This window comes from Stenotrophomonas sp. (assembly GCF_050737075.1).
Taxonomy (GTDB): Bacteria; Pseudomonadota; Gammaproteobacteria; order Xanthomonadales; family Xanthomonadaceae; genus Stenotrophomonas.
The window spans coordinates 61,553-76,397 of sequence record NZ_JBOHXV010000010.1; the positions used below are offsets into that span (position 1 = coordinate 61,553).

The window sequence follows — 14,845 nt, forward strand, 5'->3', positions numbered from 1 at the left end:
TCCATACAAGGCGGCGGCGCCGCGGTGCACCCATGGTGCGCGCCGGGTTCGCCGCGTTCCGCTCAGAATGCGCCGCGTACCGCTCGCTGCGGTGTCAGCTGTTGCCGATCGCCGCCGGTTCCAGCCCGTAGCGTGCGGCGAAGCGCTTGCTGAAACTGCCCAGCGAGCGGTAGCCCACGCGTGCGGCCACGGTCTTCAGCGGCAGCTGTGTGGTGTACAGCAGGTTCATCGCATGGGCCAGGCGCGCGTCGGCGATCAGCTCGCGCACGCTGGCCTGTTCGTGGGCGAGGCGGCGGCGCAGGGTGGCGCCGCTCAACCCGAGCGTCGCTTCGAAATCACGCGATTGCCAGTCGCGCTCCGGTTGCGCGGCGATCAGGTCGCGGATGCGTTCGCCCAGGCTGGGTTCGGGCGGCACCAGCAGGCTGCCGTGGCCGCGCCGGCAGAACGCCAGCACCAGCGCGGCCAGCGCCAGCCGCGCTTCGGTGTACTGCGCATGTTCCAGCGCGTGCCGCCACTGCCGCAGCGTGTCGGCGTGATCGCCCAAGGCCAGCTTGGCCAATGCATCGCCGGCATCGGGCAGAGGCTCGTTCCACAGCGTGCGCGCCGCCGACAGCGCCTCGCTGCACAACGGCACGATCGCGCTGAGGTACAGCCCGGTCTGCGGGTCGGGCGTGTTGACCACGTCGATGCGGCAGCGCCGGGTGATCAGGAACAGGTCCCCGGGCACCAGCTGCAGTGTCTGATGCGCGCAGGAGACCTGCTTGCGCCCCTGCAGCAGGATGGCGAACTGGGGCTGTGGAATGTCCACCGACTGCGCGCCGTGTTCGCGGCGCGCGGTGATGCAGGCATAGCCGCCAGCGCGCTGGCAGTCGGCCAGGCTGGCCATCTCGGTCAACAGCGGATCGGGGTAGAGGCAGGCGTCCATTACGCGGCAGTATCGAACAACTGGCCGATCAATGCCGCCGCGCCCATCGCCAACGCGCCCCAGAACATCACCCGCAGCGCGCCGCGCAGGGGCGGTGCACCCCCGGCACGGGCGGCCATGGCCCCGGTCACGCCCAGGCCAACCAGAGTGGTGGCCGTGGTGATCTGCGCGACATGGGTGTGCGGCGCCAGCAGCGCGGCCAGCACCGGCAGCGCCGCGCCGCAGGTGAAGGCACCGGCGGAGGCGAGTGCGGCCTGCAGTGGGCGGGCGCGCAGTTCTTCGGTGATGCCCAGTTCGTCGCGTGCATGCGCGGCCAGCGCGTCATGTGCGGTCAGCTGCACGGCAACTTCGCGGGCCAGCGCCACGCTCAGGCCGCGATGGTGGTAGATGGCCACCAGCTCTTCCAGTTCGCTGTGCGGGTCTTCGTGCAGTTCGCGCTGCTCGACGGCCAGGTCGGCCCGCTCGGTGTCGGCCTGCGACTGCACCGACACATACTCGCCGGCGGCCATGGACATCGCACCGGCCACGGTGCCGGCGATGCCGGTGGCCAGTACGGTGGACGCGCTGGCGCCACTGGCGGCGATGCCGACCACCAGCCCGGCCACCGACACGATTCCGTCGTTGGCCCCCAGCACGGCGGCGCGCAGCCAGCCCACGCGGTCGGAACGGTGCACTTCGGGATGTCGGGATCGACTCATGCAGACAGTCTAGGCCGGGCTGCGGCCGGCTGCAGGAACGCGACGCAGCTGCGTTGCGGCGGGAAGAAGGTCGGCGTGGCGGGGCGCGGGCAGCGTCAAGGGGTTCCCAGTAGGATGCAGAAAACCGTCACGGTGGCACGACGGCCGGAACGGCCACGATATAGTGCGCCCTTGCGATGCAGGGCCGCCAACCCCACATCCCCGTCCAGTCCAGAATCCCTGTGAGCACTCCCTTGTCGAGCCCCAGCCACGTCGCCGAGACGCCAATCACCGACCGTAACGAACTGGTCGCCACGTTGGCCTCCGGCGAAAAGCCCAAGGCGCAGTGGCGCATCGGCACCGAGCACGAGAAGTTCGGCTTCCGCCTGGACGACCTGCGTCCGCCCACGTTCGAAGGCGAGCGCGGCATCGAAGCGCTGCTTACCGGGTTGACCCGCTTCGGCTGGGCGCCGGTGCAGGAGAACGGCAACACCATCGCGCTGCTGCGCGACAACGCCTCGGTGACGCTGGAGCCGGCCGGTCAACTGGAGCTCTCCGGCGCCGCGCTGGAGAGCATCCACGAGACGTGTGTGGAGACCGGTACCCACCTCAACGAAGTGGCCCAGGTGGCCGCCGAGCTGCAGCTGGGCTTCCTCGGCATGGGCTTCCAGCCCAAGTGGACGCGCGAAGAGATGCCGTGGATGCCCAAGGGCCGCTACCGCATCATGCGCGACTACATGCCCAAGGTCGGTTCGCTGGGCCTGGACATGATGACCCGCACCTGCACGGTGCAGGTCAACCTGGACTACGCCACCGAAGCGGACATGGTGAAGAAGTTCCGCGTGTCGCTGGCGCTGCAGCCGATCGCCACGGCGCTGTTCGCCGACTCGCCGTTTACCGAAGGCAAGCCGAACGGCTTCCTCAGCTACCGCTCGCACATCTGGACCGACACCGACGCCGACCGCACCGGCATGCTCGACTTCGTGTTCGAGGATGGCTTCGGCTACGAGCGCTATGTGGACTACCTGCTCGACGTGCCGATGTATTTCTCCTACCGCGACGGCGTGTACCACGATGCCAGCGGGCAGAGCTTCCGCGATTTCATGGTGGGCAAGCTGCCGGTGTTGCCGGGCCAGCTGCCGACGATGCGCGACTGGTCGGATCACATGACCACGGCGTTCCCGGAAGTGCGCTTGAAGAAGTACCTGGAAATGCGCGGCGCCGATGGCGGTCCGTGGAATCGCCTGTGCGCCTTGCCGGCGTTCTGGGTCGGCCTGCTGTACGACGATGCGGCACTGGACGCGGCCTGGGACCTGGTGCGCGACTTCAGCCTGGTCGAGCGGCATGCGCTGCGCGACGGCGTGCCCAGGCACGCGCTGAACCTGCCGTTCCGCGGCGGTACGGTGCGCGACCTGGCGCGCGAGGCGGTAAAGATTGCGGTGGCCGGCCTGCAGCGCCGCGCGGCGCGCAACGCCGATGGCCAGGACGAGAGCCATTTCCTGGACGTGCTGCAGGAAATCGTGGATTCGGGCATCACCCCGGCCGAGCGCAAGCTGGCGCTGTTCCACGGCGAGTGGAACCAGAGCGTGGACCCGGTGTTCAAGCAGTTCGCTTACTGAGGCGAAGAGCTGGCGTTTTGATTCGTACGGGTTGGGCGGCCGACGGGCAGCCCCCGTAGGGACACGCCGTAAACCCGTCCATGGGGGCTTGTTGAAAACATCCATGTTTTCAACAGTCCCTACGGGGGCTGCCCGCCGGCCGCCCCCGATGGATTGCGCAATGCGGATCGGAAATCAGCGACGCATGGCGTCGCTCTACGCGGTTACGCGGCCAACGTCGCCATGTCGATCACGAACCGGTAGCGCACATCGTTCCTGGCCATGCGCGCCCAGGCTTCGTTGACGGTCTTGATGTCGATCACTTCCACATCGCTGACGATGTTGTGCTCGGCACAGAAGTCCATCATTTCCTGGGTCTCGGCCATGCCGCCGATCGCCGAGCCGGTCACGTGCTTGCGGCCGAAGATGACGCTGGCGCCCATCAACGCCGGATCCAGGCCGGTGATCACGCCGACCAGGCACATGGTGCTGTCACGCTTGAGCAGCGACATGTACGGGTTGGTGTCATGGCTGACCGGGATGGTGTTGAGCAAGAAGTCGAAGCTGTTGGCGTGTGCCTTCATCTGCGCCGGATCGCGCGAGACCAGCACTTCGTCGGCGCCCAGGCGCTTGGCATCGGCACCCTTTTCCGGGGTGGTGGTGATCATCACCACGGTGGCGCCCATGGCCTTGGCGAACTTCACGCCCATGTGGCCCAGGCCACCCAGACCGATCACGCCGACCTTCTGGCCGGGGCCGACCTTGAAGTGGCGCAGCGGGGAGTAGGTGGTGATGCCGGCGCACAGCAGCGGGGCGGCGGCCTTGAGGTCCAGCGTTTCAGACACCTTCACCACGAAGCGCTGTTCGACCACGATGTGGTCGGAGTAGCCGCCGTAGGTCAGCTGGTCGCTGCCACGTTCGGTGCTGTTGTAGGTGTAGGTCGGACCCTTTTCGCAGTACTGCTCCAGGTCGTGGTCGCAGGCGTCGCAATGACGGCAGGAGTCGACCATGCAGCCCACGCCGGCGAAGTCGCCGACCTTGAAGCGGGTGACGTTGGCGCCGACTTCGGTGACCCGGCCGATGATCTCGTGGCCCGGCACCATCGGGAACTGCGCGCCACCCCAGTCGTCCCGGGCCTGGTGCAGGTCGGAGTGGCAGATGCCGCTGTAGAGGATCTGGATGCGCACGTCGTCAGGACCGGCCGCGCGGCGCTCGAAGGAGAACGGCACCAGCGGCGCGGTCTGGTCGTGGACGGCATAGCCGTGGGCGAGGGACATGGGGTTATCCTGGGATTTGTGGAAAGGCGCTTTACAATACGCCCGCAACCCGTGGGCATACAGTCAATATATCGGCATGATTCATCAAGGCAGACTGGATAATCGTGGCCACTGACAACCTCACCCACCTGGCGGCCTTCGCGGCCGTGGCCCGCCACCGCAGCTTCCGCCGGGCGGGGGCCGAGCTGGCGCTGTCCACCTCGGCCGTCAGCTATGCGATCCGCGCGCTGGAAGAGCGGCTGGGGGTGGGGCTGTTCCACCGGACCACCCGCAGCGTGGCGCTGACCGAGGCGGGGCAGCGCCTGCTCGAGCGCCTGCAGCCGGCGCTGGGCCAGGTGCATGACGCGCTGGAAGAGATGAACCACTTCCGCGCCGCGCCCGCCGGCCTGCTGCGCATCAACGCGACCCGCGCGGCGGTGCATACCCAGCTCGGCCCGCGCCTGGCGCGGTTCCTGCGCGCCCACCCGGACGTGCGGCTGGAGGTGGCGCAGGACGATGGCCTGGTGGACATCGTCGCCAAGGGCTACGACGCCGGCGTGCGCCTGCATGAGTTCGTGCCCGAAGACATGGTGGCGGTGCCGCTTGGCCCGCCGCTGCGCGGCCTGATCGTGGCGGCCCCGGCCTATCTGCGCGACCACCCCGTGCCGCTGCACCCGCGCGAGCTGGCCGGGCACGAATGCGTGCGCTTCCGGTTCGCCAGCGGCCACCTGTACAAGTGGCAGTTCGCGCGCGATGGCCAGGCGTTGGACATCGACGTACCGGGGCGCCTCACGCTGGGTGACCAGCACACCATCCTGCAGGCGGTGCTCGATGGGCTGGGCCTGGCCTACGTACTGGAGGATGCCGCGCGCCCCTACCTGGACGATGGCCGCCTGGTGGCGGTGCTGGAAGACTGGAGCGAGCCGTTTGCCGGCTGGGTGCTGTACTACCCGCAGCAGCGGCAGATGTCCTCGGCACTGCGTGCGTTCGTGGACATGCTGCGCGACACTCACAGCACGTAGAGCCGGCCTCTGGCCGTCTGCCATTACCTCCGGCCGGCTGCCGGTACATTTACGTTGGCCGATTCGACAGAGCGCAGGGACGCCGCCATGAAGCTGAAGCTGTCACTGGTATCTGGAGTGTTTCTGCTGGCAGGCTGCGTGCTGCTGGAACCCGCTGCGCACGGAACCTTCGACGTACCGGCCGGCACGCCTGTCAGCACGGTGTTCGCCTGCGTGGAAAACACCCTTCGCGCGCAGCAGGACGGCGGGCCGTGGAACAACGTCGTCACCCGCCGCGATGCGGTCGCTGGCGTGTTGGAGACCGGAGATTTCGCCCGGGCAAACATCATCGGCGTGCGGATCCGCCTGGAATACCAGGCCGCCACCGGCCACGGCACGCTCAGGGTAAAGGCAAGTGGGCCCTACTTCGCGGACCTTGGTGCAGTCCAGGCGTTGCAGCGGCTGCTGGCCGCGCCCTGCCTTGGCCCCGGCGCCGGCCGCGCGCGCGGCTAGAATCCGCAACGACGCCCGCTGCGCGTCGGCAATCGATTTGAATATACATGGAAATATTCGGACATCCCTCGGCTGCAGAAACGTCGACGACAATCCTTGGACATTCCTGCAAGTAGATTTACCGCCCTCGCGGCAGTGGAACTACCGATATATGCCTGCCACAGCGCGCCCACCATGGAAAGGGCGTACTTTCGTCATGTTTGCCGCATCTGGCCGTAATCGAACCTGCGCGGCAATGCGATTCCATCGTGAATGCCGACCCGGATTCTCTGGTCTTGGAAAAGCGGCGTCTACGTAAACTCCGCCAAAAAAAAATGTTGATCGAACGCCTCTTTGAGGCGCGATAGAGGCGGTATGCTCGCCGCCCGCATGCCGTCTACTTCGAGGTTACGTCCACCAAGATGGCGATACTGACGTTCAACGACTTTGAAGCGTATGCAGACGCTGTTGCCGGTGTGGATGGCCACATGCGGGTCACCGGGCGCGGTAATGGCGACTGGGCGCTCGAGCTTCTGGATGCAGGAGATGTCATCGCGATGCTCGGCCGGGACGGCGCGCCGATGCTGTACCGGGGCCTGAGCCATGCGGGCCGTTACCACGCCTACATCACGCTGCCCGGCAGCGATGCCTATATGCAGGGTCACCGGGCGACCGACGAGCTGTTCATCTGGTTCGCCCCGGGCACGGAGGTGCACGCGGTGACACGCGTCGCCTCGCGCTTCATCGCGCTGGACCTGTCTGCCACTGCAATACTTGCGCATGCCAGCGGGGTCGCTGGCCTGGTCGACGGGCGCCTGGATCGCACGCATCCGGTCATGGTCGGTCGCGAGCAGATCCATGAGTTGATCACGCTGATGATGCGCGCCTTCAAGATCAACCAGCGCCGGCCACAGCTGTTCGCGGTGCCGGCGGTGCGTCGTGCCTTCAGCGGCCGGGTAATACATGAGCTGTTGCGCTGCCTCGCGCTGGGCAGCCCCGACGCGGTGGGCCGCGCCAGGGGACGGCCGATCGTGTTCCAACGCAGCATCCGCGGCGAGGCCACCATCGGCGAACTGACGCTGAGCGCGCGCACCTCGCAGCGTTCGCTGAACCGGGCGTTCGATGAGATCTTCGGCATGGGCCCGCAGCAGTACTACATGCTGGAACGGTTGCATGTGATCCGGCGCGCGCTGCGCGAGGCCAGGCCCGGCGACACCGTGACCCTGATCTGCTCACGCTTCGGCGTATGGGACCTGGGGCGCTTCGCCGGCATGTACCGGAAGATATTCGGCATCCACCCGTCGATCGAGCTGGCGGCCGCGCTGGAGGCAGGCCGCAGCCGCGGCGCAGTGCGACGCGGGAGATAATGTCCCTGCGATGAGGTGCCGTGCAGCCCCCACCGCGGCGGCACCTCATCGCTGGGACCGCGCATTCTTGCGACACCGGCAATATGGGAGCTACGTAAACTCGGCCATAATCCGTAGCCATAAGTCATGCTCAAGATTATGCGGCCCGGGCCGCTACCTTGATCGCAATCGAATATGTTGCACCCCACGCAGGCGGCGTCACATACGTGACGATCCTCGTGAGTCCCCAAGCCAATCGAGTACTCCCCAAGGGCTTGCAGCCCGGCGGAGCCATTTCAGCTTGTCGGATTCGAGGATCGCATGATGCACATTTCATCGCTGCACACCGATGTGTCCGCTGCCGCCACCGGGATCGCCCGGCGCTCGCCGCTTCATCGTCTCGCCGCCCTTGTGCCCTTCCGCACCGCTCACGTGGCCGCGCAGGCCGCCGCGTCACGCCGCCAGGCGGATCTGGACGCGCAGATCGCCGCCCTGCACCGGGTGCAGGCGGTCATCGAATTCGACCTGCAGGGCACCATCCTGGCGGCCAACCCGAACTTCCTGCAGACCGTGGGCTACACGCTCGAGGAGGTTCGTGGCCGGCATCATTCGATGTTCGTCGCGCCCGAACAGGTGCGCACGCCGGAGTACCAGGCGTTCTGGGCCAAGCTGGCGCGCGGCGAGTTGGATGCAGGCCAGTACCGGCGGCTGGGCAAGGGCGGGCGCGAGGTCTGGATCCAGGCCTCCTACAACCCGGTCTTCGACGCCAACGGGCGGCCCTGCAAGGTCGTGAAGTTCGCTACCGACATCACCGAGGAAAAGCGCCAGGCGGCCGACTTCGCCGGGCAGCTGGCCGCCATCGACCTCTCGCAGGCGGTGATCGAATTCGACCTGGACGGGCGCATCCGCGGCGCCAACGAGAATTTCCTGGCGGCGGTCGGTTACACGCTGGAGGAAGTGCAGGGCAAGCACCATGGCATGTTCGCCGACCCCGTATATCGCCAGAGTGCGGAATATCGCGCGTTCTGGGAGAAACTCGGACGGGGCGAATATGACGCCGGCCAATACCGGCGGCTGGGCAAGGACGGCCGCGAGGTCTGGATCCAGGCGTCGTACAACCCGATCCGTGACATGAATGGGCGGCCGTTCAAGGTGGTCAAGTACGCCACCGACATCACCGCCCAGGTTCGCGCGGCGCAGGCGCTGCAGCACGCGGTGGAGCAGACCCGCGAGGTGGTGGCGGCCGCGCAGGGCGGCGACCTCACTGGCCGCATCGCCACGGCCGGCATGGGCGGCGACATCGCCGAGCTGTGCACCGGCATCAACGCGCTGGTGGATTCGATGGCGTCCATCATCGCGCGCATCAAGCGCGTGGCCGACAACGTGGCGCTCGGCGCGGGCGAGATCGCCGAAGGCAACAACGACCTCTCACAGCGCACCGAACAGCAGGCTGCCTCGCTGGAGGAAACGGCGGTGTCGCTGCAGGGGCTCACCGACCACGTGCGGCAGACCGCCGACAACGCGCGCCAGGCCAGCCAGCTGGCCGGCGGGGCGGTGGAGGTGGCGGCGCAGGGTGGCCAGGCGGTACAGGAGGTGGTCTCGACCATGTCGCTGATCGCCGCGTCCTCGCATCGCATCGTCGACATCATCGGCGTCATCGACGGCATCGCCTTCCAGACCAACATCCTGGCCTTGAATGCGGCGGTGGAGGCCGCCCGTGCGGGCGATCACGGGCGCGGGTTCGCCGTGGTCGCCTCGGAGATCCGCTCGTTGTCGCAGCGTTCGTCCACCGCAGCGCGCGAGATCAAGCAGCTGATCGGCGATTCGGTGGACAAGGTGGCAACCGGCAGCCGGCTTGCCGAAGGCGCCGGGCGCACCATGGACGAGATCGTGCAGGGCGTGAAGCGGGTCAGCGACCTGATCTCGGGCATCAGCGACGCGGCCCAGCAGCAGCGCGACAGCATCGTGCAGATCAACCAGGCGGTGGAGCACATCGACGGCAGCACCCAGCAGAACGCGGCGCTGGTCGAAGAGGCGTCGGCGGCCGCGCGCAGCATGGAAGAGCAGGCTACCCAGCTGCTGGGCACGGTAGCCGCGTTCCGGACCGAGGCGGCCGATGCGTCCCCGGCGTTCGCCGTGCATACGCTGCTCGGCAACGCCGGTACCGCGAAGGCCGCGCTCAGCGTGGTTCGGCAAGCGCCGCGCGGCGCGACCTGAACACTTCCGGCGTCTGCGGCTTGATGAACAGCGCCACCAGTTCCGGGTAGTCCCGCTTGACCGCCGTTTCGATCCGGGTGATGCAGGCCTCGATCTGCGGGGTGGTGCGGTCATCCTCGAATTCGGCGCTCAGCATCGCCACCACCTGCTCGGGGCCCATCTGCATGGTGGTGACCCCGTTGGCGGTGCGCAGGTCGGGGTCCGTGTTGGCCACCGCCAGGATGTGCCGGGCCACGTCGGGGTGGGCCGGCTCGCCCACCAGCAGGCCCTTGGTCTCGCGCGCCAGCAGGAAGGCGGTGACCGCCAGCACCCCGGCGATGCACAGCGAGGCCACGCCATCGAGCACCGGCATGTCCAGCAGCTGGGCGGCGGCCAGCCCGATCGCCGCGAAGGCGAGCCCGAGCAGGGCCGCGCTGTCTTCCAGCAGCACGGTGAATGTGGACGGGTCCTTGCTGTGCCGGAACGCCTCGAAGTAGCCCATGTTGCCCTTGGTGGCGCGGAACTCGCGCAGCGCCACCCACCAGGAAGCCCCTTCAAACACGAAGGAAATGCCCAGCACCGCATAGCTCAGCGCGTGGTTGGTGGCCGGCTCGGGCCGGCGGATGTGCTGGAAGCCCTCGTAGGCCGAGACCCCGGCGCCGGCGGCGAACACCAGCAGGGCCACGATGAAGCTCCAGAAGTACAGTTCCCGCCCGTAGCCGAAGGGGTGGGCGCTGTCCGGCGCCTTGTCGGCGCGGTGCAGGCCGTACAGCAGCAACAGTTCGTTGATGGTATCGACCAGCGAATGCACGCCCTCGCTGAGCATCGCCGAGCTGCCGGAAATGCCGGCGGCGACGAACTTGGCGACGGCGATGCACAGGTTGCCGACCAGCGCGGCATAGACAACAAGACGGGAGCCGGACGGCGTGGCCATGGTCTTCGCAGGGGAGGGGGGAGGGTCATGATCCGGGAGCTGGCGTCCCGGTGGCGTGCACGGCGCGGGGTGCCGACTGCCGGCGCGCCGGCCTGCCACGGATGTGCCATGCTGGCGCCCTACCAACCGCGAGCGCACGACCATGGCCAAGAGTATGGACAGCAAGAAAGAGCAGAAGAAGAAGCCTGCAAAGACGGCCAAGGAAAAGAAGGCCGAGAAGAACGAGAAGAAGACCGCGCGCGGTTTCGCGCCGACCTGAGCGGCCGGCAGCGCGGGCGCGTGCAGGCTTCACTCCAGCCGGGTGGAGCCAGCCCCCACGGTGGCGTCATGTACGGACACCGCTGTCCGCGCCGGCGAAGACTTACTGAGACGTTCTAAGTAGAAACACGCTGGCCGCCACCGGCGCAAGCGTTGACCATCTGGGCCTCATGTCCCCTTGGAGCAACGCATGGCCAGCGCATCCGGAAAACCCAACATACTGGTGATCTGGGGGGATGACATCGGCATCTCCAACCTCAGTTGCTATACGCATGGCCTGATGGGTTACCAGACCCCGAACATCGACCGCCTCGCCAACGAAGGGGTGCGCTTCACCGACTCCTACGGCGAGCAGTCCTGCACCGCCGGCCGCTCCTCGTTCATCACCGGGCAGAGCGTGCTGCGCACCGGCCTGTCGAAGGTCGGCATTCCCGGCGCGCCGGTGGGCATGAGCGACAAGATCGTCACCATCGCGGCGTTGTTGAAGAACGAGGGCTATACCACCGGCCAGTTCGGCAAGAACCACCTCGGCGACCTCAACAAAATGCTGCCCACCAACCATGGGTTCGATGAGTTCTTCGGCAATCTCTACCACCTCAATGCCGAGGAGGAGCCGGAGATGTACGACTACTTCCCCGAGGAAGAGTTCGGCGACTTCATCCAGACCATCAAGCCGCGCGGGGTGATCCACAGCTTCGCCACCGACACCGACGACAGCACCGAACAGCCGCGCTGGGGCCGGGTGGGCAAGCAGAAGATCGAAGACACCGGCCCGCTCGACCGCAAGCGCATGCTGACCTGCGACGACGAGTTCGCCGAACGCGCGAAGGACTTCATCAAAAAGGCCACCGACGACGACGCGCCGTTCTTCGTCTGGGTCAACTTCACCCACATGCACCTGTATACCCATACCAAGGAAGAGAGCCTGGGCCAGGCCGGTCGCTGGCAGTCGCCGTACCACGACACCATGATCGACCATGACCGCAACGTTGGCTCGCTGCTCGACTACCTGGACGAGCTGGGCATCGCCGACAACACCCTGGTGGTGTATTCCACCGACAACGGCCCGCACCGCAATTCGTGGCCGGATGGCGGCACCACGCCGTTCCGCAGCGAGAAGGACACCAACTGGGAAGGCGCGTTCCGCATCCCGCTGGTGGCGCGTTACCCGGGCAAAATCAAGCCGGGCACGGTCTCCAATGAAATCGTCCAGCACCATGACTGGCTGCCCACGTTCCTGGAACTGGCTGGCAACACCAGTGTGGTCGATGACCTCAAGAAGGGAGTCAAGGCGCTGGGGCGCACCTACAAGAACCACATCGACGGCGTGAGCCTGCTGCCCATGCTGACCGGCAAGGTGGACAAGTCCCCGCGCAAGCTGTTCGTCTACATCTCCGACGACGGCGACATCCTGGGCATCCGCTACGACAACTGGAAGGTCACCTTCATCGAGCAGCGCTGCAAGGGCACCATGCAGATCTGGGGCGAACCGTTCACGGCCATGCGCATTCCCAAGATCTACAACCTGCGCACCGACCCGTACGAGTTCGCCGACGTCACCTCCAACACCTACTGGGACTGGTACATCAACCACGTGTACATCGTGTATGGCGCGATCGCGCTGCTGACCAAGTTCAACGAGACCTTCGTGGAATTCCCGAAGATCCAGAAGCCGAACACCTTCACCGCCGACCAGGCGATCGAAAAGCTGCAGGACGCGGTGGCCGGCAAATAGCTGGCCTCCCACAGGCTTCGGGTGGCGCCCTCGCGCGCCCCCGGGGCGCTGCGGCGTGACGTGGGCGGGCCGGTGTGTATACTATCCCCCAGTATAGTTCTCTGGGTCCGCCTGGCATGCCGCATTCCCCCGACGAAAAGAAGAAGGTACTGGCCCGCGTGCGCCGCATCCGCGGCCAGTGCGATGCGCTGGACCGTGCGCTGGAGGCGGGGGCCGAGTGCGGGCCGGTGCTGCAGCAGATCGCCGCCATCCGTGGCGCCGTCAACGGGCTGATGTCCGAAGTGATGGAAGCGCACCTGCGCGAAGAATTCGGCCAGCCTGCCCAGTCCGATGCGCAGCGCGCCGAGCGCGTGCGCGACATGAGCGCCCTGATCCGTTCCTACCTGAAATAAGCGTGCGGGAAACCGCGCGCTGTCCTGTTCTGTTCCTTGTCCTGGAGTATTCCCGATGAAATCCCGTGCTGCTGTTGCCTTCGCCGCTGGCGAGCCGCTGAAGATCGTCGAGATCGACGTCGCCCCGCCGCAGAAGGGCGAAGTGCTGGTCCGGATCACCCATACCGGTGTCTGCCATACCGATGCGTTCACCCTGTCCGGCGACGATCCGGAAGGCCTGTTCCCGGCGGTGCTGGGCCATGAGGGCGCCGGCATCGTGGTCGAAGTGGGCGAGGGCGTCACCAGCGTGAAGCCGGGCGACCACGTCATTCCGCTGTACACCGCCGAGTGCGGCGAGTGCCTGTTCTGTACCTCGGGCAAGACTAACCTGTGCGTGGCCGTGCGCGCCACCCAGGGCAAGGGCGTGATGCCCGACGGCACCACCCGCTTCAGCTACAACGGCGAGCCGATCTACCACTACATGGGCTGCTCGACCTTCAGCGAATACACCGTGGTGGCCGAAGTCTCGCTGGCCAAGATCAACCCGGACGCCAACCCGGAACACGTGTGCCTGCTCGGCTGCGGCGTCACCACCGGCATCGGCGCGGTGCACAACACCGCCAAGGTGCAGGAAGGCGATTCGGTGGCCGTGTTCGGGCTGGGCGGCATCGGCCTTGCGGTGATCCAGGGCGCGCGCCAGGCCAAGGCCGGCCGCATCTTCGCCATCGACACCAACCCGTCCAAGTTCGAACTGGCCAAGCAGTTCGGTGCCACCGACTGCATCAATCCGAAGGACTTCGACAAGCCGATCCAGCAGGTCATCGTTGAAATGACCACCTGGGGCGTGGACCACACCTTCGAGTGCATCGGCAACGTCAACGTCATGCGTGCGGCGCTGGAATGCGCGCACCGTGGCTGGGGTCAGTCGGTCATCATCGGCGTGGCCGGTTCGGGCCAGGAGATCTCCACGCGTCCGTTCCAGCTGGTCACCGGCCGTTCCTGGAAGGGCACCGCGTTCGGTGGCGTGAAGGGCCGCAGCCAGCTGCCGGGCATGGTCGAGGACGCGATGAAGGGCGAGATCGAGCTGGCGCCGTTCGTGACCCACACCATGGACCTGGAGCAGATCAACGAGGCCTTCGACCTGATGCACGAAGGCAAGTCGATCCGTTCGGTCGTCCACTACTGATCACGGCGGGCACCCCATGGAACGCATCGAACATCGCGCCGCCTTCGGCGGTTGGCAGGACGTCTACCAGCACCGTTCGCAGGTGCTGGGCTGCGACATGAAGGTGGCGGTCTATCTGCCACCGCAGGCGGCCACGCAGAAGCTGCCGGTGCTGTACTGGCTGAGCGGGCTGACCTGCACCGAGCAGAACTTCATCACCAAGGCCGGTGCGCAGCGTTACGCCGCCGAACATGGCGTGATCCTGGTGGCGCCCGATACCAGCCCGCGCGGCGACGATGTCGCCGACGCGGAGGGCTACGACCTGGGCAAGGGGGCGGGGTTCTACCTCAACGCCACCGAGCAGCCGTGGGCGAAGCACTACCGCATGTACGACTATGTGGTGGAGGAGTTGCCGGCGTTGGTCGAGGCGCACCTGCCGGCCAGCGATGCGCGCGCCATTAGTGGGCATTCGATGGGCGGGCACGGCGCGCTGGTGATCGCGTTGCGCAATCCCGGGCGCTACCGCAGCGTGTCGGCGTTCTCGCCGATCGTCGCGCCCACCCGGGTGCCGTGGGGGCAGATGGCGTTTGCGGCCTACCTCGGTGAGGACCGTGCGGCGTGGTCGGCGTGGGATGCCAGCGAGCTGGTGGCCACGGCGACCGAGCGGTTGCCGTTGCTGATCGACCAGGGCGGCGGCGATGAGTTCCTGGACAGCCAGCTGCAGCCGCAGTGGCTGCAGGCCGCGTGCACCGCAGCGGAGCATCCGCTGCAGCTGCGCCTGCAGCCGGGGTACGACCACAGCTACTACTTCATCGCCAGCTTCATCGGCGAGCACATCGCGTATCACGCCAAGGCGATGGCAGCGTAAACCGCGTAGAGCCACCCCATGGG

13 protein-coding genes are annotated in these 14,845 nt (G+C 66.9%); 9 read left to right on the top strand and 4 right to left on the bottom strand.

The window, feature by feature from the left end; translation table 11 throughout:
* Positions 1–94: 94 nt before the first annotated feature.
* Positions 95–925 (bottom strand): helix-turn-helix domain-containing protein, encoded by an 831-nt coding sequence (locus tag ACREPD_RS04005; protein ID WP_431598098.1) that lies wholly within the window; start codon positions 923–925, stop codon positions 95–97.
* Positions 925–1,623, bottom strand: coding sequence for a VIT1/CCC1 transporter family protein (locus ACREPD_RS04010; RefSeq protein ID WP_431598099.1), 699 nt, complete (start codon positions 1,621–1,623; stop codon positions 925–927). The genes ACREPD_RS04005 and ACREPD_RS04010 overlap by 1 nt, the downstream gene beginning before the upstream one ends.
* A gap of 233 nt (positions 1,624–1,856) precedes the next feature.
* Between ACREPD_RS04010 and ACREPD_RS04015 the strand changes: the two genes are divergently transcribed.
* Positions 1,857–3,221: a glutamate--cysteine ligase gene (locus ACREPD_RS04015; protein ID WP_431598100.1), complete on the top strand. Its 1,365-nt coding sequence runs from the start codon at positions 1,857–1,859 to the stop codon at positions 3,219–3,221.
* 203 nt (positions 3,222–3,424) lie between these two features.
* Here ACREPD_RS04015 and ACREPD_RS04020 read toward each other — a convergent pair whose 3' ends face one another.
* On the bottom strand, positions 3,425–4,477 hold the full coding sequence (locus tag ACREPD_RS04020) for an NAD(P)-dependent alcohol dehydrogenase (RefSeq protein ID WP_431598101.1): 1,053 nt from the start codon (positions 4,475–4,477) through the stop codon (positions 3,425–3,427).
* Positions 4,478–4,581: 104 nt separating this feature from the next.
* Between ACREPD_RS04020 and ACREPD_RS04025 the strand changes: the two genes are divergently transcribed.
* The 4 genes from ACREPD_RS04025 to ACREPD_RS04040 all read left to right on the top strand — a co-directional run bounded on the left by ACREPD_RS04025 (position 4,582) and on the right by ACREPD_RS04040 (position 9,512).
* Positions 4,582–5,478 (top strand): LysR family transcriptional regulator, encoded by an 897-nt coding sequence (locus tag ACREPD_RS04025; RefSeq protein ID WP_431598102.1) that lies wholly within the window; start codon positions 4,582–4,584, stop codon positions 5,476–5,478.
* A gap of 87 nt (positions 5,479–5,565) precedes the next feature.
* Positions 5,566–5,970: a hypothetical protein gene (locus ACREPD_RS04030; RefSeq protein ID WP_431598103.1), complete on the top strand. Its 405-nt coding sequence runs from the start codon at positions 5,566–5,568 to the stop codon at positions 5,968–5,970.
* 401 nt (positions 5,971–6,371) lie between these two features.
* On the top strand, positions 6,372–7,316 hold the full coding sequence (locus tag ACREPD_RS04035) for a helix-turn-helix domain-containing protein (RefSeq protein ID WP_431598104.1): 945 nt from the start codon (positions 6,372–6,374) through the stop codon (positions 7,314–7,316).
* A 303-nt stretch (positions 7,317–7,619) separates the two neighbouring features.
* Complete coding sequence (locus tag ACREPD_RS04040) at positions 7,620–9,512, top strand: methyl-accepting chemotaxis protein (protein ID WP_431598105.1); 1,893 nt, start codon at positions 7,620–7,622, stop codon at positions 9,510–9,512.
* Here the strand turns inward: ACREPD_RS04040 and ACREPD_RS04045 are convergent.
* Positions 9,475–10,425: a cation diffusion facilitator family transporter gene (locus tag ACREPD_RS04045; RefSeq protein WP_431598106.1), complete on the bottom strand. Its 951-nt coding sequence runs from the start codon at positions 10,423–10,425 to the stop codon at positions 9,475–9,477. The two genes, ACREPD_RS04040 and ACREPD_RS04045, sit on opposite strands and share 38 nt — an antisense overlap.
* 448 nt (positions 10,426–10,873) lie before the next feature.
* On the opposite strand from ACREPD_RS04045, the gene ACREPD_RS04050 reads away from it, so the two are divergent.
* From ACREPD_RS04050 to fghA, 4 genes are all read left to right on the top strand, one after another.
* Positions 10,874–12,418 carry an arylsulfatase gene (locus ACREPD_RS04050; RefSeq protein ID WP_431598107.1) on the top strand — a complete coding sequence of 515 codons (1,545 nt, stop codon included), beginning with the start codon at positions 10,874–10,876 and terminating at the stop codon, positions 12,416–12,418.
* 116 nt (positions 12,419–12,534) lie between these two features.
* A complete protein-coding gene (locus ACREPD_RS04055; protein WP_313347588.1) occupies positions 12,535–12,810 on the top strand; it encodes a metal/formaldehyde-sensitive transcriptional repressor in 276 nt (91 codons plus the stop codon).
* 55 nt (positions 12,811–12,865) lie between these two features.
* Positions 12,866–13,975 carry an S-(hydroxymethyl)glutathione dehydrogenase/class III alcohol dehydrogenase gene (locus tag ACREPD_RS04060; RefSeq protein WP_421569258.1) on the top strand — a complete coding sequence of 370 codons (1,110 nt, stop codon included), beginning with the start codon at positions 12,866–12,868 and terminating at the stop codon, positions 13,973–13,975.
* Between the two features lie 16 nt (positions 13,976–13,991).
* On the top strand, positions 13,992–14,822 hold the full coding sequence (fghA, locus tag ACREPD_RS04065) for an S-formylglutathione hydrolase (protein ID WP_431598108.1): 831 nt from the start codon (positions 13,992–13,994) through the stop codon (positions 14,820–14,822).
* The last annotated feature ends 23 nt before the right edge of the window (positions 14,823–14,845 follow it).

What these genes read in the sequence shown, in the direction of transcription:
- ACREPD_RS04030 (WP_431598103.1), top strand. Translation starts at nt 5,566, where the DNA reads ATGAAGCTGAAGCTGTCACTGGTATCTGGAGTGTTTCTGCTGGCAGGC.
- ACREPD_RS04010 (WP_431598099.1), bottom strand. Translation starts at nt 1,623, where the DNA reads ATGAGTCGATCCCGACATCCCGAAGTGCACCGTTCCGACCGCGTGGGC.
- ACREPD_RS04045 (WP_431598106.1), bottom strand. Translation starts at nt 10,425, where the DNA reads ATGGCCACGCCGTCCGGCTCCCGTCTTGTTGTCTATGCCGCGCTGGTC.
- ACREPD_RS04040 (WP_431598105.1), top strand. Translation starts at nt 7,620, where the DNA reads ATGCACATTTCATCGCTGCACACCGATGTGTCCGCTGCCGCCACCGGG.
- ACREPD_RS04020 (WP_431598101.1), bottom strand. Translation starts at nt 4,477, where the DNA reads ATGTCCCTCGCCCACGGCTATGCCGTCCACGACCAGACCGCGCCGCTG.
- ACREPD_RS04035 (WP_431598104.1), top strand. Translation starts at nt 6,372, where the DNA reads ATGGCGATACTGACGTTCAACGACTTTGAAGCGTATGCAGACGCTGTT.
- ACREPD_RS04050 (WP_431598107.1), top strand. Translation starts at nt 10,874, where the DNA reads ATGGCCAGCGCATCCGGAAAACCCAACATACTGGTGATCTGGGGGGAT.
- ACREPD_RS04055 (WP_313347588.1), top strand. Translation starts at nt 12,535, where the DNA reads ATGCCGCATTCCCCCGACGAAAAGAAGAAGGTACTGGCCCGCGTGCGC.
- fghA (WP_431598108.1), top strand. Translation starts at nt 13,992, where the DNA reads ATGGAACGCATCGAACATCGCGCCGCCTTCGGCGGTTGGCAGGACGTC.
- ACREPD_RS04005 (WP_431598098.1), bottom strand. Translation starts at nt 925, where the DNA reads ATGGACGCCTGCCTCTACCCCGATCCGCTGTTGACCGAGATGGCCAGC.
- ACREPD_RS04060 (WP_421569258.1), top strand. Translation starts at nt 12,866, where the DNA reads ATGAAATCCCGTGCTGCTGTTGCCTTCGCCGCTGGCGAGCCGCTGAAG.